At 70.4% G+C, this 18379-nt stretch carries 17 protein-coding genes; 8 read left to right on the top strand and 9 right to left on the bottom strand.

Translation table 11 applies throughout. The features are described 5' to 3' along the window. Nucleotides 1-77 precede the first annotated feature (77 nt). The 4 genes from ACIA77_RS17875 to ACIA77_RS17860 all read left to right on the top strand — a co-directional run bounded on the left by ACIA77_RS17875 (nt 78) and on the right by ACIA77_RS17860 (nt 3422). Nucleotides 78-1214, top strand: coding sequence for a metallophosphoesterase (locus ACIA77_RS17875; RefSeq protein ID WP_395886973.1), 1137 nt, complete (start codon nt 78-80; stop codon nt 1212-1214). Nucleotides 1215-1326: 112 nt separating this feature from the next. Further along, nucleotides 1327-1911 carry a DUF998 domain-containing protein gene (locus ACIA77_RS17870; RefSeq protein WP_395886972.1) on the top strand — a complete coding sequence of 195 codons (585 nt, stop codon included), beginning with the start codon at nt 1327-1329 and terminating at the stop codon, nt 1909-1911. A 24-nt stretch (nt 1912-1935) separates the two neighbouring features. After that, complete coding sequence (locus tag ACIA77_RS17865; RefSeq protein WP_395886971.1) at nt 1936-2736, top strand: alpha/beta fold hydrolase; 801 nt, start codon at nt 1936-1938, stop codon at nt 2734-2736. Nucleotides 2737-2768: 32 nt separating this feature from the next. Then, nucleotides 2769-3422, top strand: coding sequence for an HAD family hydrolase (locus tag ACIA77_RS17860; protein ID WP_395886970.1), 654 nt, complete (start codon nt 2769-2771; stop codon nt 3420-3422). Here the strand turns inward: ACIA77_RS17860 and ACIA77_RS17855 are convergent. Next, entirely contained in the window at nt 3419-3874 is a 456-nt protein-coding gene (locus ACIA77_RS17855; RefSeq protein WP_395886969.1) for an NUDIX domain-containing protein, read from the bottom strand. The two genes, ACIA77_RS17860 and ACIA77_RS17855, sit on opposite strands and share 4 nt — an antisense overlap. 104 nt (nt 3875-3978) lie before the next feature. Here ACIA77_RS17855 and ACIA77_RS17850 point away from each other — a divergent pair, with 104 nt between their 5' ends. Further along, nucleotides 3979-4440, top strand: coding sequence for a DoxX family protein (locus tag ACIA77_RS17850; protein ID WP_395886968.1), 462 nt, complete (start codon nt 3979-3981; stop codon nt 4438-4440). Here ACIA77_RS17850 and ACIA77_RS17845 read toward each other — a convergent pair. The 7 genes from ACIA77_RS17845 to ACIA77_RS17815 form a co-directional block, all read right to left on the bottom strand. Then, nucleotides 4434-5030 carry a GTP-binding protein gene (locus tag ACIA77_RS17845; RefSeq protein WP_395886967.1) on the bottom strand — a complete coding sequence of 199 codons (597 nt, stop codon included), beginning with the start codon at nt 5028-5030 and terminating at the stop codon, nt 4434-4436. The two genes, ACIA77_RS17850 and ACIA77_RS17845, sit on opposite strands and share 7 nt — an antisense overlap. Next, nucleotides 5011-5382 carry a DUF742 domain-containing protein gene (locus tag ACIA77_RS17840; RefSeq protein ID WP_395886966.1) on the bottom strand — a complete coding sequence of 124 codons (372 nt, stop codon included), beginning with the start codon at nt 5380-5382 and terminating at the stop codon, nt 5011-5013. Before ACIA77_RS17840 ends, ACIA77_RS17845 begins: the two co-directional genes overlap by 20 nt. Beyond that, on the bottom strand, nt 5379-5795 hold the full coding sequence (locus ACIA77_RS17835; RefSeq protein ID WP_395886965.1) for a roadblock/LC7 domain-containing protein: 417 nt from the start codon (nt 5793-5795) through the stop codon (nt 5379-5381). The genes ACIA77_RS17840 and ACIA77_RS17835 overlap by 4 nt, the downstream gene beginning before the upstream one ends. After that, nucleotides 5795-8221 carry a nitrate- and nitrite sensing domain-containing protein gene (locus ACIA77_RS17830; RefSeq protein WP_395886964.1) on the bottom strand — a complete coding sequence of 809 codons (2427 nt, stop codon included), beginning with the start codon at nt 8219-8221 and terminating at the stop codon, nt 5795-5797. Before ACIA77_RS17830 ends, ACIA77_RS17835 begins: the two co-directional genes overlap by 1 nt. 460 nt (nt 8222-8681) lie before the next feature. After that, on the bottom strand, nt 8682-8993 hold the full coding sequence (locus ACIA77_RS17825; RefSeq protein ID WP_395886963.1) for a hypothetical protein: 312 nt from the start codon (nt 8991-8993) through the stop codon (nt 8682-8684). Nucleotides 8994-9238: 245 nt separating this feature from the next. After that, nucleotides 9239-10405: a kynureninase gene (gene kynU, locus ACIA77_RS17820; RefSeq protein ID WP_395886962.1), complete on the bottom strand. Its 1167-nt coding sequence runs from the start codon at nt 10403-10405 to the stop codon at nt 9239-9241. After that, entirely contained in the window at nt 10402-11052 is a 651-nt protein-coding gene (locus ACIA77_RS17815; protein ID WP_395886961.1) for a transcriptional regulator, read from the bottom strand. The genes kynU and ACIA77_RS17815 overlap by 4 nt, the downstream gene beginning before the upstream one ends. Before the next feature lie 189 nt (nt 11053-11241). Between ACIA77_RS17815 and ACIA77_RS17810 the strand changes: the two genes are divergently transcribed. Further along, nucleotides 11242-13089 carry an AMP-dependent synthetase/ligase gene (locus tag ACIA77_RS17810; RefSeq protein ID WP_395886960.1) on the top strand — a complete coding sequence of 616 codons (1848 nt, stop codon included), beginning with the start codon at nt 11242-11244 and terminating at the stop codon, nt 13087-13089. A gap of 592 nt (nt 13090-13681) precedes the next feature. Here the strand turns inward: ACIA77_RS17810 and ACIA77_RS17805 are convergent. Then, nucleotides 13682-14575: an SDR family NAD(P)-dependent oxidoreductase gene (locus ACIA77_RS17805; protein WP_395886959.1), complete on the bottom strand. Its 894-nt coding sequence runs from the start codon at nt 14573-14575 to the stop codon at nt 13682-13684. A gap of 380 nt (nt 14576-14955) precedes the next feature. Between ACIA77_RS17805 and ACIA77_RS17800 the strand changes: the two genes are divergently transcribed. Both ACIA77_RS17800 and ACIA77_RS17795 read left to right on the top strand, forming a co-directional pair. Further along, nucleotides 14956-16170 (top strand): MFS transporter, encoded by a 1215-nt coding sequence (locus tag ACIA77_RS17800; protein WP_395886958.1) that lies wholly within the window; start codon nt 14956-14958, stop codon nt 16168-16170. 742 nt (nt 16171-16912) lie between these two features. Beyond that, on the top strand, nt 16913-18139 hold the full coding sequence (locus ACIA77_RS17795) for a GGDEF domain-containing protein (protein WP_395886957.1): 1227 nt from the start codon (nt 16913-16915) through the stop codon (nt 18137-18139). Nucleotides 18140-18379 lie beyond the last annotated feature (240 nt).

Raw genomic sequence — 18379 nt, 5'->3', positions numbered from 1 at the left:
CGCTCCTAACAGCCCATCGGGCCGTTAACCTCGGAATCCGGCTACTCTGGGTAGACCAGATCGAAGGGACGGCAACCGTGGTGCGTCGGATTCGTCGGGCTGCCGCCCTGGTCGCGGCCCTGCTCCTGGTGTTCGGGGAGCCGTGGTCGGTGTTCGTGCTGCTGCCGGACTGGCCCGCGGCGGCCACGATCGCCGGCACCGTCTTGTTCGCGGGCGCGATGCTCGCCTTCCCCGTGCTGATGTTCCAGGGCCACGGCCCGAAGCAGAACGACGCGGCCGCCAGGACCGGCGACGTCCTGCTCGGCATCGCCTGGGTCCTGTTCACCTGGAGCGTGCTCGGCCACGTCCTGCGCCTGGCGCTGCTCCTCGGGGGCGTCGACGACCCCACGCGCCCACGCATCGTCGCCGCCGCGACGCTCGTCGTGGCCGCGGCGCTGCTGATCACCGGCAACCGCGTCGCCATGCGCGTCCCGCCGGTCAAGGAGGTCGACGTCGTCCTCCCCCAGCTGGGCCGGGGCGCCGACGGCCTCCGCATCGCCGTCATCACCGACACGCACTACGGTCCGCTCGACCGCACCAAGTGGTCCGAGAAGCTGGTCAGCGAGCTCAACCGCCTCCAGGCCGACGTCGTCTGCCACGCCGGCGACCTCGCCGACGGGTCGGTCGCCAAGCGGCGCAAGCAGGTCGACCCGCTCGGCGGCGTCCAGGCCGCGCTCGGCCGCTTCTACATCACCGGCAACCACGAGTACTTCGGCGAAGCACAGGCCTGGCTCGACCACATGGCGAGCCTCGGCTGGGACACGCTCCACAACCGCAGCACCCTCGTCGAACGCGGCGGTGACCGCGTGCTCTTCGCCGGCATCGACGACCCCACCGGCGCCGCCTCCGGCCTGCCCGGCCACGGCCCCGACTTGCCCGCCGCGCTCGCCGGCAGAGATCCCGCCGTGCCCGTCGTCCTGCTCGCCCACCAGCCCAAGCAGGTCGCCCGGGCCCGGGAAGCTGACGTCGACCTGCAGATCTCCGGGCACACGCACGGCGGCCAGATCTGGCCCTTCCACCTGCTCGTGCGCCTCGACCAGCCCACCCTCTCGGGCCTGACCACCCACGGCCTGACCCAGCTCTACAACAGCCGCGGCTCCGGCTTCTGGGGCCCGCCGTTCCGCGTCTTCGCGCCCAACGAGATCACCCTCATCACCCTCCGCCGCCCCTCCTGACCTGCGCAGAACCACCCGTCGGGCCGCCTCGTACCCTACCGAACACTTTTTTTGTCTTGACAATCAGATCGTTCGGTGCGACTGTTCTCCCCACCAACCGAGGGAGACGACGATGACCATCACCGCACCGGCCACCCCGGTCGTCCCGACCCGCGCCCTCCTGGCCTGCGGAACCGCCGCCGGCCCCGTTTACCTCGCCACGGCGCTGGCCCAGGCACTCACCCGGACCGGCTTCGACCCGCTCCACGACGACGTCAGCTACCTGGCCCTCGGCCCGCTCGGCTGGATCCAGATCACCAACTTCGTCGTCACCGGCCTGCTCACGATCGCCGCCGCGGCCGGTCTCCGAAGAACCCGGGATCGCAGATCGGCCGTCCTCATCACCGTCTTCGGCGCCGGTCTCATCGCCGCCGGCCTGTTCACCGCGGACCCGACCGGCAGCTCCTGGCACGGGCTGCTGCACCTCGGCACGGCCGGAATCGGATTCCTGGCTTTCGCCGGCGCCTGTTTCACCGTCAAGGGAACCAAGAACTACCGCCGGTACTCCCGCGCCACCGGAGTCTTGTTCCTCGTGGGTTTCCTCGGCGTCGCCTCCGGTTCGGCGAGCCCCGCGGTCGTGCTCGGCTTCTGGGCCGCCGTCGTGCTCGCGTTCACCTGGCTCGCCGTCACCAGTAACACCGGCACCACCACCCGCTGACTACACCAAGGAGGAGGAACTCCCATGCCCACCACCGTTTCCGCCGACGGCACGACCCTCGGCTACACCCGCACCGGCTCCGGCCCCGCGCTCGTCCTCGTCGACGGCGCCCTGTGCTTCCGCGGCTCGACGCCCAACGACGCCATCGCGAACGAACTCGCGGACCGCTTCACCGTCTACACCTACGACCGGCGTGGCCGCGGCGAAAGCGGTGACACCCAGCCCTACGACGTGGAGCGTGAGGTGGAGGACGTCGCCGCCCTCGTGAAGGAAGCCGGCGGCGAAGCGGGGCTCTTCGGCATCTCGTCGGGCGCCGCGCTCGCACTGGAAGCCGCCCACCGTGGCGTCCCGGTGAACCGCGTCGCCGTGTACGAACCGCCGTTCGTCGTCGACGGTTCGCGCAAGCCGCTCGGCCCCGAGTACGCCGCGAGCCTCGACACCGCGCTGGAGAACGGCAAGCCCGGCGAAGCCGTCCGGATCTTCATGCGGGTCGGCGTCGGCCTCCCCGCGCCGATGGTCGCGATGATGGGCCTCATGCCCGCGTGGCCCAAGCTCAAGCGCGTCGCCCACACGCTCCCGTACGACGTCGCGCTCATGGACGGTCACCAGTCCGGCCGTCCGCTGCCCGAAGGCCGCTGGTCCGGCCTCACCGCGCCGTCACTCGTCATCGACGGCGGCAAGAGCCCGAAGTGGATGCGCGCGGGCTGCGAAGCGCTGGCGAAGAACCTCGCCGGGGCCACCTACCGCACCTTGCCCGGCCAGACGCACCTCGTGAAGGCCAAGGCCCTCGCCCCGGTGCTTGCGGAGTTCTTCACACCGCGCTGACACCGCACCTCCCGTCCGGCAAGCTGGCACCCGTGGCCACGCGAGCGCTGATCTTCGACTTCGACGGAACGCTGGCCGACACCGAAGCCGCCGTGCTGCAGTCGTGGCAGGAGATGTTCCGCGACCACGGCGTGGAACTCCCGATCGACGTGTGGCACACCGTGATCGGCACGCAGAACACGGCCGCGACGATGTTCGAGCTGCTGGCCGAGCACGTCGCGGGCATCGACCCGGAACGGCTGCGGCCGAGCATGCGCGCCCGCGTCCGCGAACTGCTCGAAGCCGAGGGCCCGCGCGAAGGCGTCCTCGGCTACCTCGACGAAGCCGCCGCGCGAGGGCTCACGCTCGGTGTGGCGTCCAGCTCCAGCGGCGGGTGGGTCCACGGCCAGCTCGACCGCCTCGGCCTCGCCGCCCGCTTCACGTCCGTCGAGACCGGCGACGTCCATGCCGCCAAACCCCGCCCCGACACCTACCTCGCCGCGCTGGCCACCCTCGGCGTCACGGCGGCCGAGGCCATCGCGTTCGAAGACTCGCCCCACGGCGTCAGCGCGGCGAAAGCCGCGAACATCCCGACGGTCGCGGTGCCGAACCCGATCACCGTGAGCCTCGACTTCGGCCACGCCGACCTGGTGCTGCCGTCGTTCACGGCCAAACCGCTCGCCGAGGTCCTGGAGCTACTGGCCTAGACCACGTCGGCAAGCCGGTCCAGGAACGCCCGCTGCCCCTTCACCAGCTTTTCCGCGGCGACGGCCAGCCCGAACCACCCGACGCGGTCCACCTCCGGGAACTCCTGCTTCTTCCCGGACCGCGGCGGCCACTCCAGCTCGAAGGTCCCCGGCACGATCGCGGCCGGGTCGAGGTCCGCCTCCACCGCCCAAGCGGTGACGACCTTGCCGGACTGGCGGACGTCGCCCAGCGCGTGCCACTCGCCCTCGGGCGCGGGCAGGCCGAGTTCCTCGGCGAACTCCCGCCGAGCCGCCGCGGCGGGGTCCTCGCCGTCCTCCAGCTCACCCTTCGGCAGCGACCAGGCGGCCTCGTCCTTCTTCGCCCAGAACGGCCCGCCCATGTGCGCGAGCAGCACCTCGACCTCGGCGCGCCGGCGGAAGAGCAGCAGGCCGGCGCTGTGTTTGGCAGCCATCGGGACAGTCTCCCAAAACCGCCGGAAGAAAGTTCAGCGGTGGTGTCGATCCGCGGTGAGCCCGATCGACGCGTGGGTGAAGGCACCCGAGAGAGGAACTCGAAATGACCACCATCACCCGCACCCAGACCACCACCGCCACCACCAGCACCACCAAGCTCACCGAACGCGTCCGCCCGATCGTGCTGGCCCTGTTCCGCGTCGTCACGTCGGTCCTGTTCCTGATCCACGGCCTGGCCGGCTTCGGCTTCTTCGGCGGCATCGACGGCCACGGCGCAGCTGTGCCGTTCGGCAGTTTCCCCGGCTTCTGGGCCAGCGTGATCGAAGTCGTCGGCGCCGTGCTGATCCTGCTGGGCGTCGCGACGCGACCGGCCGCGATCGTCCTGTCGGGCGTGATGGCGTACGCCTACTTCACCGTCCACGCGCCGATGGGCCTGCTGCCGATGCAGAACATGGGCGAGCCGGCCGCGCTGTACTCGTGGATCTTCCTGACGATCGCCGTCACCGGGCCGGGCGCGTTCGCGCTGGGCCGCCTCAAGCGCTCCTCGGCCAAAGCGGGTCAGTAACCCGCGGCCGCCAGGTCGTTGTGCTTCATCACGTGTTCCATGAGGATCGTCAGCACCTGCTTGGTCGACTCCCGCTCGCGGGCGTCGCACAGCAACAGGGGAACGTCCGGGTCGAGGTCCAAGGCGGCCCGGACCTCTTCTGTGCCGTACCGGTACGCGCCGTCGAAGCAGTTCACCCCGACGATGAACGGCAGACCGCGGCGCTCGAAGAAGTCCACCGCGGCGAAGCAGGATTCGAGCCGCCGCGTGTCGGCCAGCACCACGGCGCCCAGCGCGCCCTCCGCCAGCTCGTCCCACATGAACCAGAACCGGTCCTGCCCGGGCGTGCCGAACAGGTACAGGATCAGATCGGGGTTGATCGTGATGCGGCCGAAGTCCAGCGCCACGGTCGTGGTGGTCTTCTGCTCCACGCCCGCGAGGTCGTCGATCCCCTCCGACGCGGTCGTGATCACCTCTTCGGTGCGCAGCGGCGGGACCTCGCTGACCGAGCCGACCATCGTGGTCTTGCCGACCCCGAACCCGCCGGCGATCAGCACCTTGACCGCGGTCGCGGTCAGTGAGCGCCGGGGGTCAGAGCTTCCGGATGCCATCGAGAACCGCCTGGAGTACGTGTTTGTTGGGAGCTTCGGTCGGAGGCGCCGCCGTGCGGAACAGCACGAGGTTGTGCTCGATCAGATCACTCAGCAGCACCTTCACCACCGGCAGGGGCAGGTCCACGCGCGCGGCCACCTCGGCGACCGACGTCGGCTTCTGGCACAGGCTCAGGATCTGCGCGTATTCAGGCTCGATCGAGGCCACCTCGCGCGCCGTGCGCATCGCGACGACGAGTGTGATCAGGTCCAGCCCGAGCGTGTCGGACCGGGTGCGCCCGCCCGTGACCGCGTACGACCGGACGAGCGGGCCGGCCTCGTCGTCGAACCAGGACTCGTGCCGTCCGCTCATGGCGAAGTCCGCTGGACCACTCCGGCCCGCGGCGCCGCGGTGAGGACCGCGCCGACCCGCTTGACCATCAGATTCATCTCGTAGGCCACGAGCCCCATGTCCGCGTCGGCGTCGGCGAGCAGCGCGAGGCACGCACCGCGGCCGGCGGCCGTCACGAAGAGGAACGCGTGGTCCATCTCCACCATCGTCTGCCGCACGTTGCCACCGCCGAAGTGGCGTCCCGTGCCCCGCGCGAGGCTCTGGAACGCCGAGGCGACCGCCGACAGGTGCTCACCGTCCTCTTCGGACAGATTGCTCGTCCGGCCGATGAGCAGCCCGTCCGACGAGAGCACCACTGCCCGCTCGGCACCGGCGACCCGCTTGACGAGGTCGTCGAGCAACCAGTCGAGCTCGTTGACGCCGTTGTTGGCCATCAGTCGTGATCTCCGTACCTGTTGTCGTAGTCGACGTCCGTCTCCCGGGCGCGCCGGGTGCCCTGCTGGAACGCGGTGAGGCGGTTGCGGGCGAGCTCGGGTGAGTCGTCCCGCACGTCCTCGTGCTCCTGCACCGGACGGTCCTCGCGCAGCTGCGGCACGAGGTTCTGCTGGCGGCGCCGCTGCGGCAGCGGCGGCCGTCCCGGCGCTTCGGGCCGGTAGGGCTGCTGCGGCCGACCGTTCTCCGGCGCGGGCCGCGGCTCGTGCGCGGGCCACGCCGGTTGCTGCTGCCGCGGCGCGCGGGCGGCTCGCGGTGGCGCGGGCGGCGGCTCGGGCGGGGCGGCCGCGGCAACCGGGACGGGTGCGGCCGGGGCGGGCGCCGCGGCCGGGGCCGATTCGGGCCGCAGCCGGGCCGCCCGCCGGCCCACCCGGCTCAGGCGCACCGGGTCGGCGGTGGCCTGCGCGGGCACGGGCGGAGCCGCCTCGTCGGCGGTGCTCTCCGGCGCGACTTCGCTGACCGGCGCGAGCAAATCCTTGCGCACCAGCACGATCGCTCGCGTCCCGCCGTAGGCCGATTCGCGCAGGTGCACCGAGATGCCGTGGCGCGACGCGAGCCGCGCGACCACGAACAGGCCCAGGCGGGGCTCGTCGGACAGCGCCATGATGCCGAAGTCGGGCGGGTCGGCGAGCATCGCGTTGAACTCGTCGGCCTGCTCCTTCTCGAGTCCGAGGCCCTGGTCCTCGACCTCGATCACCACGCCCTTGCCCACGATGTTGCCGCGCAGCTCCACCCGCGACTCCGGCGGCGAGAACGACGTCGCGTTGTCGATCAGCTCCGCGAGCAGGTGCACGAGGTCACCGACCACCGGGCCGCGCACGGCGACCGACGGCAGGGTCGCCGTCTTCACGCGCGCGAAGTCCTCTGTCTCGGCCGCCGCGCCGCGCACCAGCTCCGTGAGCGCGACGGGGTTGCGCCACTGCCGGCCGGGCTGGCCGCCGCCGAGGATGATCAGGTTCTCGGCGTTGCGGCGGGCGCGCGTGGAGAGGTGGTCGAGCTGGAACAGCGTGTCCAGCTGGTCCGGGTCCTCCTGCTTGCGCTCGGCCGCGTCGAGCACCTTGAGCTGGCGGTGCACGATGACCTGGCTGCGGTGGGCGATGTTGAGGAACACCGTCTTCGTGCCCTCCCTGGTCTTCGCCTCTTCGACGGCCGCGGCGAGGGCCGCGTGCTGGGCCTTGTTGAACGCCTCCGCGACCTCGCCGATCTCGTCGGTGCCGTGGTCGAGGAAGTGCCCGCCTTCGTCGATGTCGACGGGTTCGCCCGCCCGTACGCGCTCCACCAGCTCGGGCAGCCGGACCTCCGCCGCGTCCAGCGTGTCCTCGCGCAGCCGCGCGAGCCGCGCGATGAACCGGCTCGAGAGCCGCAGCGCGATGAACACGACGATGATCGCGAGGAGCACGGCCGCGGCACCGGCGATGATCGAGTCCCGCAGCGTGTCGTCCGCGTCGGAGATAGCCGCGTTGGTGGCGTTCGCACTCTGCGTCACGAACATCGTCATCAGGGTGGTGGCGACCTGGTGCGCGGAGTTGCGCCACTGCTGCTGCGGCACGGGCAGCTGCTTCTCACCCGCGAGGAACGCGTTCTCGACCTGCGTGACGGTGCGCCAGTCCGCGCCCGCGACGAGCTTGTCGTAGGCCGCGCGGACCTGCGGGAGCATCTGCGGCACGGACTGTTCGAGCTGCGCGTGGTAGGCACCGATCTGCCCGAGGTACGCGCGCTGCTCGTCACCGGAGAGGCCACCGGACGCGAGCCCGGCCGAGGCGAGGGCGTCGCTGCGCTGCATCTCCTCGGCGGCGTTGAAGATCGGGATCGCCGACAGGCGGGCGAACGCGTTCTCGGCGCCGCGCGCGGCCTGCGCGAGCCCCGCCACGCCCTGGGTGAACTGGTCGATGATCTGGTTGTAGAAGGTGAACGTCTGCAGCAACGGCAGCTGCCCGGCGTCCACCTGCCGGCGCAGCTGGGGCATCTTCGCGTACAGCCCGGCGAAGGTCGCGATGTTCTGCTTCACGCTCGCCGGCACGGTGCTGTCGTCGGCGAAGTTGCCTTGCAGCACCGCGCTGATCTGCGCGGCGGCCGCGTCGGTCTTCGGCCGCGCGGCCTGCAGCGCCTGACGCGCTTCGTCCTGCCCGGCGAGCAGGCTCATCGACAGCTGCCGCTCCTGCTCCGCGGCGACGATGAACGGGATGCCCGGGCCTTCCGAAGTGCGGATCTTCCGCGCGTAGTCGCGCGCCTTGATCGCGTCGGTGATCAGGTAGCCGGCCAGCGCGACCCCGACGAGCAGGAGAGCGAGACTCGGAATCAGCGCGATCGCGAGCACGCGGGATCGAATCGACGACCCGCGGTTGCGTCGAACAGAATTCTGCTTCACCGTGGTCCGTTTTCCTTCCGGCAGTACGAGGTATTCGGGTCGCCGGGGTTTTCTCACCCGGTTCCGACCAGCCGGATCAACTCACCGTGGTCCATCGCCCGCGACGACGGTATGCAGGCCGGATCGGCACGTCAAGTCCGGATGCGAATCTTGGTCGCGTTCCGGTGACCGTCTCACAACTCCAAGCAGGGCTTTGGAAAATCGGCCACAGGGAGGGTGCGCTCGGTCGCACGGGTAATCGGCCGGACGGCGGTGCCGCCGTGACCTGCGGCGCGCTAATGGCGGCGTCAACTGCGGGCGCGCGAAGCCGAAACTGGTCGGTGAGGTCCGTCACGGACGCACCGGACGGTCCGTGCCGATCACCCTACGCGGCGCGGTGAACGGCCGCGAAGACGAAATGGCGTGAATTGGACTACACCAGCTGCGGAATCACTGTCCGCGCGGGATCGATTACCACATTTCAGCGCCGAACGCCGTTCGGTCGCGGGTCGTTCGGGCGGTACAGCACGAGACGCGGCGGGTCGGGCCAGTCGAGGTCCTCTTCAGCGCTGCCGCGGGAGCGTCGGCCGCGGCGGACGAGGTCGCCCAGCATCTCGCGGCACGCCCAGCCGAGCACCACCACCGAGCACACGAGCACGGCCACGAGCGCCGATTCGACCGGGAACCGCACGAACAGGTCGCCGAATTCCGCGAGGACAATTCCGATGACCACACCGATCAGGAGCGTGACGAGGTGCGAAAGCGGGACCTCGCGAACCCGTGCGCCGGCCATCCCGTTCCCCTTCGCCCCTCGACCGCGCGCGGTTTCCGTGGTCTCGCAAGCACTGTCGGGCAAGCACGGTGCGAGCACGGATCGCCGGGCAGCGGTGCGCCCACCAGCGGAAATGCCGGCACCGATCATAGCCGGGAACCGTGGAGAACTGTCCCGGTCGCTCACCCGAAGGGGCGATGCCGGACGTGGCCCGGAGGTGAAAACCGCGATTTTCCGCGAATTCCGTTCGCCTTCGATTCCTGCCGTCAGGTCAGCTCGGCCAGCGTCTCGGCGGCGCGAAGCACTTCGGCGTACGACGTGTACAGCGGCGCGAGCCCGAACCGCAGCACGTCCGGCGGCCGGAAGTCACCCAGCACGCCGCGCTCGTGCAGCGCCGCCATGACCCGCTGCGCGTCGGGCACCCGCACGGAGATCTGGTGGCCGCGCGCGTGGTCGCGGGGTGTCGGGACGTCGGCGCCCGGGAGTAGTTCGTCGAGGCAGCGCAGGAAGAAATCGCCCAGTGCGAGGCCTTTCGCACGCAGCACGGCGAGGTCGACGTCGTCCCACACGTCCAGCGCGGCGTCGAGCGCGAGCAGCGACAGCACGTCCGGCGTCCCGGCCCGCGCCCGCGAAATCCCCGCGCCGCCGCGGTAACCGGCCTCCATCGCGAACGGGTCGGCGTGCCCGGCCCACCCCGCGAGCGGTTGGTCGAACCACTCCTGGTGCCGCCGCGCGACGTAGACGAACGCCGGCGCGCCCGGCCCGCCGTTCAGGAATTTGTACGTGCACCCCACGGCGTAGTCGACGTCGTGGTGGTCGAGCCGCACCTCGATGGCGCCGACGCTGTGGCACAGGTCCCAGACCACCGCCGCGCCGGCCGCGTGCGCGGCCCGGGTGACCGCGCCCATGTCGTGCAGCCGGCCCGTCACGTAGTCGACGTGGTTCACGAGCACCACGGCGGTCTGCGCTCCGCACGCCGCGGGCAGTTCGGCGACCGGCACGCGCCGGACGGAGTGTCCGGTGAGCCGCGCGACCTGCTCGGTGACGTACCCGTCGGTGGGGAACGTCGCGGCGTCCAGCAGGATCTCGCCCCGTTCCGGGTTGGTCCGGACCGCGGCGACGAGCACCTTGAACAGGTCGACGCTCGTCGAGTCGGCGACCACGACCTGCCCGGGCGCGGCGCCGACGAGCGGCGCGATGCGTTCGCCGACGCGTTCCGGCGCGTCCCACCAGCCGTCGGTCCAGGACCGGATCAGCCGCCCGCCCCACTGCTCGCGCACGACGGCGGCGAGCCGATCGGCGACGTGCCGCGGCGGCGCGCCGAGCGAGTTGCCGTCGAAGTACGCGACGGCCGGGTCGAGGTCGAACTCCGCGCGCTTGGCGGCCAGCGGGTCGGCGGCGTCGAGGCCGGCGGCTTCGGCGAAGAGCGTCATGCGGGGAACTCGTCGGCGAGGGTGTTCCAGAACATCAGCTCGTAGCTCTGGAACAGGCGCGCGTACGTCCGGGCGCGGTCCGCGTCGAGCCGGCCGGCGTCGAGGCCGGCCTGGATCGCGGTAAGCGCTTGCTGCTCGATCTCCGGGGCGTCGGTGGTGAAGAAGTCGAAGAACGCGCACGCGTCGTCGGCAAAGCCGTAGTGCTCGCGCATCCCGGTGGCGATCGTGGCGCAGTAACGGCCCCACGCGGCGAAGTTCGCGAAGATCGCGACGGCGGCTTCGGCCGCTTCACCGTTGAGTGCGAGCCACGCGAAGTACGCCGGGTACGCCTGACAGCCGGCGCGCGGCAGTTCGGTGCCCGGGTCGTCGCCGGCCGCGGCGGCCAGCGCGTCGAGTTTGCCCAGCGCGAGTTGTTCACCCGGGGCGAGCCCGCCGAAGAACTCGCGAGCCCGCGGCTCGTCGGTGCGGGCGGCGAGCGCGTGGAAGCTGCGCCAGTCGCTGCGGACGATCCAGCGTTCCTCGGCCGCGATCGCGGCGAACACGGCCCGCGGCGCCCGGCCGGCTGCGATGAGCGGCACGAGCTGGTTGTCGTCGTCGCGCGGTGCGAGCTCGCTCTGGATCGCGTGGAGCAGGTCACGAGCGGTCATCGGCCCTCCTTCGTGCGGGGGCTTCCATTCAAGCAGGATCGATCTTCGCCCGGCCGGTGATCAAGTGACCGTTTTGCCCGGATCACGGCCAGGCACCCGCAGGCAACGGGACTGGCCGCGATTCTCTATCCACACCGGCCGGGACCCCCTATTGTGGTCGGTCATCCGCAACCGGAGGAGGGTCCAGCGTTGACCACGCCGCAGTCCGTCGCCGCACGAGCCGAGGGTCTGACGATCCCCCGCTTGCTGCACCGCAACGCCACCGAGTACGGCGAGCACCCGGCCGTCACCTCACTCGACCTCGAGGGTCACCCCACGCTGAGCTGGAGCGAGTTCCGCACCGCGATCGCCGAGTTCTCCCGCGGCCTGGCCGGGCTCGGCCTCGGCAACCGGGACCGTATGCTGATCATGGCCGCCAGTAGTCCGGACCACCTCATCGCCGACCTCGCCGCCGTGCACGTGGCCGCCATCCCGTGCACCGCGTACGCGACGCTGAGCCCCGACCAGATCCGCTACGTCGCGCGGCACAGCGCCGCGCCCGTCGTCGTGCTCGGCGGCGCGGGTGAGCTCGAGCGCTGGCTGCCGGTGCTCGACGACCTCCCGGCGCTGCGCCACGTCGTGGTGATGGACGCCGCCGCGATTCCCGCCGGCGACGAGCGGTTCGTCTCGTTCGCCGACGTGCGCGAAGCCGGCCGCGCGGCGCTGGCCGAGGACCCCGCGGCGTTCGAGCAGGCGTGGCAGGGGATCGGGCCCGACGACCCGCTCTCGATGATCTACACGTCCGGCACCACCGGCGACCCCAAGGGTGTCGTGCTGTCGCACCGCAACGCCGTCCACGAAGGACTCGCGGTGCAGCAGCTGCACGACGCGCCCATGCACGCCAAGAACATCGCGTACCTGCCGCTGGCGCACATCGCCGAGCGCGAGCTGTCGATCTACCTGCCGCTGCTGTGGGCGGGCCACGTGCACACGGTCGCCGACGCGTCCGGCGTCGTCGCCGCGCTCGGGCAGGTGCACCCGGAGAGCTTCTTCGGCGTGCCTCGCGTGTGGGAGAAGATGGTGGCCGGCATGAAGAACATGCTCGGCGGCGTGCCCGAGGAGCGGCGCGAGGCGCTGCTGCAGGCCAACGCGTTGCTGCAGGAGGGCTACAAGCTGCGCTCCGACGGCAAGGAGGTGCCGGCGGAGCTGGCCGAACGGATCGCGAAGACCGACGAGACCGTGCTCGCGCCGGTGCGCGCGCTGCTGGGTCTGGACCAGGTGCTCGTCGCCTCCAGCGGCGCGGCGGCGCTGCCTGTCGAGGTCCTGTACTTCATCGCCGGGCTCGGCGTGGAGATCGTGGAGGTCTGGGGTCTGTCGGAGACCACGGGCGCGGCGACGTCGAACAGCGCCGGCTCGTTCCGCGCGGGCACCGTCGGCAAGCCCCTGGACGGCGTCGAGGTCAAGCTCGCCGACGACGGCGAACTGCTCGTCCGCGGCCCCATCGTCTTCCTCGGCTACCTGCAGGAAGACGGCTCCATCGCCGACGCCACGGACGCCGACGGCTGGTACGCCACCGGCGACATCGGCACGATTGACGAAGACGGCTTCGTGCGGATCACCGACCGCAAGAAGGAACTCATCATCACCTCGAGCGGCAAGAACATCGCCCCCACCCGCATCGAGGGCCTCCTCAAGGAAAACCCCCTCATCGGCCAAGCCGTCGCCATCGGCGACGACCGCCCCTACGTCACCGCCCTGATCGTCCTCGACGACGAAATCGCCCCGGGCTGGGCCGCCGCCAACGGCATCGAAGCACCGGACCTCGACACCTTGGCCGCCCACGACCAGGTCCGCGCCGAAATCGAACAGGCCGTCGCCTCCGCGAACAGCCGCCTGGCGCGGATCGAACAGATCAAGCGCTACCACCTGATCACCCAAGCCTGGACCCCGGAAACCGGCGAACTCACCCCAACGCTCAAACTCAAGCGCCGCATCATCAACGACCGCTACAGCGCCACGATCACCGAGCTCTACGCGGCCGCGAGCCCCGCATCCTGAACCCGCGCGCCCGTCCGGTGGTGGTGCGCCGACGCTCACCACCACCGGACGAGCGCAGCCTTGCTCAGCCGGCCGCCCCTCACCGATCTAGTGGCCCCAGCGCCTCGATCCTCTGACCCCATACCGGGCGTTGTCACGCGCCCACAACCACCGCCGCGCACACGCGACCTTGATCAAACACGCCCCCACCGCACGAACGGTCCCCTCGGGGCAGGCCATGCCGCGCGCGGAAGGCTCGAATGGTCCCCTCGACCCAACCCCGGCGTTGCCACGCGCCCACACTCACCACCGCACACACGCGCCTTGATCAACCACGCCCCACCGCACCGATCTACAAACCCCACCAGCGCACCCAACCCACCAGCACCGATCTACAAAACCCACCAGTGCACCCAGCCCCTGGCCCTGCACCTCGATCCCCGCCTTCTCCGCGGTCTGGACCACGTGTCAAGGTACGCTTTCCCGCCTTGACACGTGGTCCAGACCCCGGCGACCGATCAAAGATCGGGGTGCCCACGCACCCACCCCGTGCGCAACGTTGCGCGCCAGCGCAACGAGCCGCCCGCGCACCCCCCACCCCCCAAGGCACCACTCAAGCAATCCGTGAACTATCCGTCCACTTCCTCAACTTCGGCGGCACCCTCTTCTCCAACCCGTAGTTCTCCAGATGCGCCGAGAACACCTCGTCGAACGCGTTCTTCACCGTCTCCGTATCCCACACCGGCCGCTCCAAGATCGGCTGCTTCAGGAACGGCTGCCCCATCACGTGCAACTGCGGCCCGTTGCACCGGATCATCTGCCCGGTGATCCCGGCCGACCCGTCGCTGAGCAGGAACAGCACCACCGGCGCGATCCGAGACGGCGTGCGCTCCGGCGGACAGGCCCGCAGCGCCCGTTCCGACTTCCACACCATCCGCGTGTGCGCGACCGGGCACACGGCGTTGACGCGGATCCCGGGCTCCTCCAGGTCCAGCGCCCACGAGTACGTCAGCGACGCCACCGCGCCCTTCGACGCCGCGTACACGCCGAGCTTGCGCTGGCCCAGTGACGCGCCGGACGAGATGTTCACGATGGAGCCGTGCGTGCCGGCGCCGACCATGGCCTTGATGGCGGCCAGCCCGGTGTACATGACGCCCAGGACGTTGACCTCGACCAGCTCCCTGGCCTGGTCGACGTCGTCCTCCCACGGCAGCGCTTCGTAGTTCAGGCCGGCGTTGTTGACGAGGCCGTCGATGCGGCCGAACTCGGCCACGCACAGGTCCACGATCGCCTGCGCCTGCGCCGGGTCCGCCACGGTGTGCCCGCTGGCGACGGCCCGGCCGCCGTGTTCGCGGATGGTCGCGGCGGTGCGTTCGGCGAGCGCGGCATCGACGTCGTTGACCACCACGGCCCCACCCGCCTGGGCCACGTGCACGGCGAACGCCTCGCCGAGCCCCCGGCCGGCGCCCGTCACCACCACGGCCTTGTCCTGCATGAGCCTGTCCATGTTCTGCCTCCCCACTGCGTGCGCCGGCGGGGCGAGGGGCCGCACCGCCGGGCTCCCCTCCAGTCTTCGACCGTTCGGCACAGCGGGCAGTGGGGTGGCGACGAACGGTGCCCGGGCTGCGCCGAACGAGTGGGACACGACCAGTTCCCCGGTACCCCCGGACCGGTCAGAGCCGAGAGAGGAGCACTCCTTCCGGCGTAGCCCGATCGGCCCAGTTGAAGAGAAGACCCGGATCTTCCGTTCGCCTCCGCGTAATCAGCGGCATACTGATTGTCGTCCCACTGCTCAGGATCTGTGACTCCCTCGGGGCCGCCGTCACAGCCCAGGCAGAATGCGACACGACACGTTCACCCGATCGGGGAGGGGGAAGTGGTCACCCGGTGACGACCCACGCCACGCCACGGCTGACGGCACCGCTGCGGAACGTCGAGTACCGCGTTCTGTGGGCGGCCGAGGCCATCTCGAGCGGGGGCGACCAGCTGGCGAAGGTGGCGCTCGCCATTCTCGTCTACAACCGCACCGGCTCAGCGCTCTGGGCCGCTGTCGTCTACGCCCTCACGTTCCTGCCGGCGCTCGCCGGCGGGCTCGGCCTCGCCTTCCTGGCCGACCGCTACCGGCGGCGCACGGTGCTGAGCGCGAGCTTCTCGGTGCAGGCGGTGCTGGTGGGGCTCATGAGCGTGCCGGGGATGCCGCTCGTGGTGCTCTGCTGCCTGCTCGTGATCGTGCAGCTGGCCGCGTCGCCGGCCAACGCGGCGCAGAACGCCATCACCCGTGAGGTGTTCACCGACGACGAGATCTACCTGCGCAGCCAGGACCTGCGCGGCATCACGACCAACACCGTGATGTTGCTCGGCCTCGCCGGCGGCGGGGTGCTGGTGACGCTCGTCGGCACGTCCTGGGCACTCGCCATCGACGCGGTGAGCTTCGCCGTCGCGGCCCTGATCGTGCGCGTGTGGGTGCACGACCGCCCGGCCGCGGGCGGCGAGCAGTCGACGTGGTTCGGGGCCACGCGGTACGTGTTCGGACAGCGCCGGCTGCGGGTGCTGATCGCGCTGTCGTGGCTGGTGGGGCTCGCCGTCGTCCCCGAAGGGCTGGCGGCACCGCTGGCGGAGCAGCTCGGCTCGTCGTCCGCCGCCGTCGGCTGGCTCCTGGCGGCCGACCCGCTGGGGTTCGTGGCCGGCGCCTACTTGCTCTCGAAGTTCGCGTCCGCCCAGGTCAGGCTCCGCCTGCTCGGGGTGCTCGCGACGACCTCACTGGCCCTGCTGGCGCTCTTCTTAGTCCAGCCGAACCTGGCCCTCGCGCTCGTGCTCCTCGCGCTGGCGGGTGCGATGGGCGCGTACATCATCACGGTCACCGCGACGTTCGCCACCTGGGTGCCGAACGAACTGCGCGGCGGCGCCGGCGGGCTCTACCGCACGGGCCTGCGCGTCGCGCAGGGTGTCGGGGTCGCGCTCGGCGGGGTGGTCGCGCAGGTGACCGGGTCTGCGATCACCGCCATCGCGCTCGCCGGTCTGCTCGGCGTCGCGCTCGCCATCCCCACCGCGTTCTCGTGGACCCGGGTGCGGCACGCGGTCGCCGCCGACACCGGGATCTGAGTCATGGCCGGCGCGTACACCAGCCGGGCCGATCCGTTACCCGGATCGCAGTCTTCTCACGCCTCGCGGTCACGCATCGCCGACCTCCCCTGCTCTTGTCGTCACGAAACCCACCGTCAGGAACCACCGGGTCACAGGACGCCGGATCACCGGCGCGGGGTTCCCGGTCACCGGAATCACGCCTCGCGGTCACGCATCGTCGGCCACCCCCTCGTCAGGTCGCGCACGTCGGCAATTTCGCAGCAAAAGGACAGGAGCGATTCAGGCTTCGCGGTCGCGCATCGGGAAAACACCTCCTGGAGGGCACGGCGGAGAGACCTGCACTGCAATTCGCATTCAGGGTTCACCAGCCATCGGGGGAAGGCGCCTCCTGGTGAGAGGCGCACGGTTGGACGGACCACGAATTCTGTGGCTCGTGGAGTGCTCACCGCCGGGAAGTCGGTGAGTGCGATGATACCGGTAACAGATAACAGCACCACAGCGGATACCACCACAAGCGATCTGCCCGAGAGACCGGAGGAGGCCGAGCCCGATGCCCGAGAACGGACACGCGCACGGTGAACCGACGGACTCCAAACGCTGGGTACCCACGCGGAACCATGATCACTCCTCGGGTTCACAAGATTTTTCCAGTGGTTCACCAGCCGCGACCGAACGGTCGCAGGGCGTTGGCAAACGGCTTCACGAGTTGATTTCCCGCAATCACATCAGGTCGTGGGATCTGTGGACGAAGCCGCGTCCAATGATCGTTTTCCTGCTTTCCTGGGAAGCGCTGGCCGTCGGGGTGCTGACGTTCGCGATCGTCACCACGGGTACCACGACGCTGGTCGACTGGGCCCGGTTCGGCATCCTCGCCGTGTGCGCCACGGTGCACATCCAGCTGACCCGGCGGCAGGAGGAGCGGCGGCGCAACCGCGTGACGGCCGTCCACATCGACCTGTCGGGCATCTGGGTGTTCCCCGGAGCGCTGCTGCTGCCGATCCACCTGACGCTGCTGCTGATCGTCATCGTCCGCGTGCAGCGGTGGTTCAACTCGCGGCGGCCGCCGCACAAGTTCGTGTTCACCTCGTTCACGCACGCCGTGGCCGCCCTGGTCGCGCACGAGCTGTACCAGACCTTCGCCTCGGCCGACATCCAGCACCTCACGCCCGGGAACTCGCTGAAGGTCTTCGGCATCCTGATGCTCGTCGGCTTCGTCTACGCGGCGCTGCAAGCGATCGTGATCGGCAGCCTGCTCGCCCTCGGCGGCACGTCCGCGCCGACGCTGAGCAACGTGCTGGGCACGAAGGACGACAACCTGCTGGAACTCTCGACGATCGGGCTCGGCACGATCGCCACGATCCTGCTGGTGAACATCCCGCCGGCGATCGTGATCCTGGTGCTCATCACCGTGCTCGGCAACCGGCTCGCCGAGATCAACCAGCTGCAGTCGGAAGCCCGTACGGACCCGAAGACCGGCATCTTCAACGTGCGCGGGTGGTCCGAATCAGCCGAACGCGCCCTCGCCCGGTCCGCGCGCGGCAACGAAATGCTGGCGCTGCTGATGATCGACCTCGACCACTTCAAGTGGATCAACGACACCTACGGCCACCCGGCTGGTGACGACGTGCTGCGGACCGTGGCGCAGACGCTCGACGACATCACCCGCCCGCGGGACATCATCGGCCGCTTCGGCGGCGAGGAATTCCTGATCCTGCTGCCCGATGTGGACCAAACGGCCGCCAAGGTGACGGCCGAACGGATCCGCACCGCCATCGCCGACCAGCAGATCGTGACCACGGACAAACGCGGCGGGCGCGCCCGCATCACCGGGCGGACGACGTCGATCGGAGTGGCGCTGCTCGGCCCGAACGGAACGACGGTGGAACAGTTGCTCCACGCGGCCGACGCCGCCGTGTATGCCGCCAAGGAAGGCGGCCGGAACCAGGTGCGGTTCGCCGACGCGGATCCGCCGCCGCGCCCGGCCTGATCTTTCGCGAATCACCCGCGCGAATCACCGCCGACCCCAATTTCGATTAATCGCGTTCGCTTCGCGAACCACCGATAACGAGCCGGAGAATTCATCCGCTTTCGCTCTCCGTGACCGAGCGGGTTAAATGGGGTCGCGGTCAATTCATCACCACCTGAAATGTGTTTACCGACATTCGCCCGAACGGCCGTGGGGATACCCCCACCCCGTCCAGGGGGCCGTCCCCGTACCGCCTCCCGT

This window comes from Amycolatopsis sp. NPDC051903 (genome assembly GCF_044452505.1).
Lineage (GTDB): Bacteria > Actinomycetota > Actinomycetes > Mycobacteriales > Pseudonocardiaceae > Amycolatopsis.
Note: the sequence above shows the minus strand (reverse complement) of the source record. Positions and strands in the feature narration are given on the sequence as shown.

Bases quoted from the DNA above. Each gene is read 5' to 3' on its own strand.
- ACIA77_RS17845 (WP_395886967.1), bottom strand. From the start codon at position 5,030: ATGGCATCCGGAAGCTCTGACCCCCGGCGCTCACTGACCGCGACCGCG.
- kynU (WP_395886962.1), bottom strand. From the start codon at position 10,405: ATGACGCTCTTCGCCGAAGCCGCCGGCCTCGACGCCGCCGACCCGCTG.
- ACIA77_RS17850 (WP_395886968.1), top strand. From the start codon at position 3,979: ATGACCACCATCACCCGCACCCAGACCACCACCGCCACCACCAGCACC.
- ACIA77_RS17870 (WP_395886972.1), top strand. From the start codon at position 1,327: ATGACCATCACCGCACCGGCCACCCCGGTCGTCCCGACCCGCGCCCTC.
- ACIA77_RS17865 (WP_395886971.1), top strand. From the start codon at position 1,936: ATGCCCACCACCGTTTCCGCCGACGGCACGACCCTCGGCTACACCCGC.
- ACIA77_RS17835 (WP_395886965.1), bottom strand. From the start codon at position 5,795: ATGGCCAACAACGGCGTCAACGAGCTCGACTGGTTGCTCGACGACCTC.
- ACIA77_RS17795 (WP_395886957.1), top strand. From the start codon at position 16,913: ATGATCGTTTTCCTGCTTTCCTGGGAAGCGCTGGCCGTCGGGGTGCTG.
- ACIA77_RS17815 (WP_395886961.1), bottom strand. From the start codon at position 11,052: ATGACCGCTCGTGACCTGCTCCACGCGATCCAGAGCGAGCTCGCACCG.
- ACIA77_RS17805 (WP_395886959.1), bottom strand. From the start codon at position 14,575: ATGGACAGGCTCATGCAGGACAAGGCCGTGGTGGTGACGGGCGCCGGC.
- ACIA77_RS17855 (WP_395886969.1), bottom strand. From the start codon at position 3,874: ATGGCTGCCAAACACAGCGCCGGCCTGCTGCTCTTCCGCCGGCGCGCC.
- ACIA77_RS17825 (WP_395886963.1), bottom strand. From the start codon at position 8,993: ATGGCCGGCGCACGGGTTCGCGAGGTCCCGCTTTCGCACCTCGTCACG.
- ACIA77_RS17840 (WP_395886966.1), bottom strand. From the start codon at position 5,382: ATGAGCGGACGGCACGAGTCCTGGTTCGACGACGAGGCCGGCCCGCTC.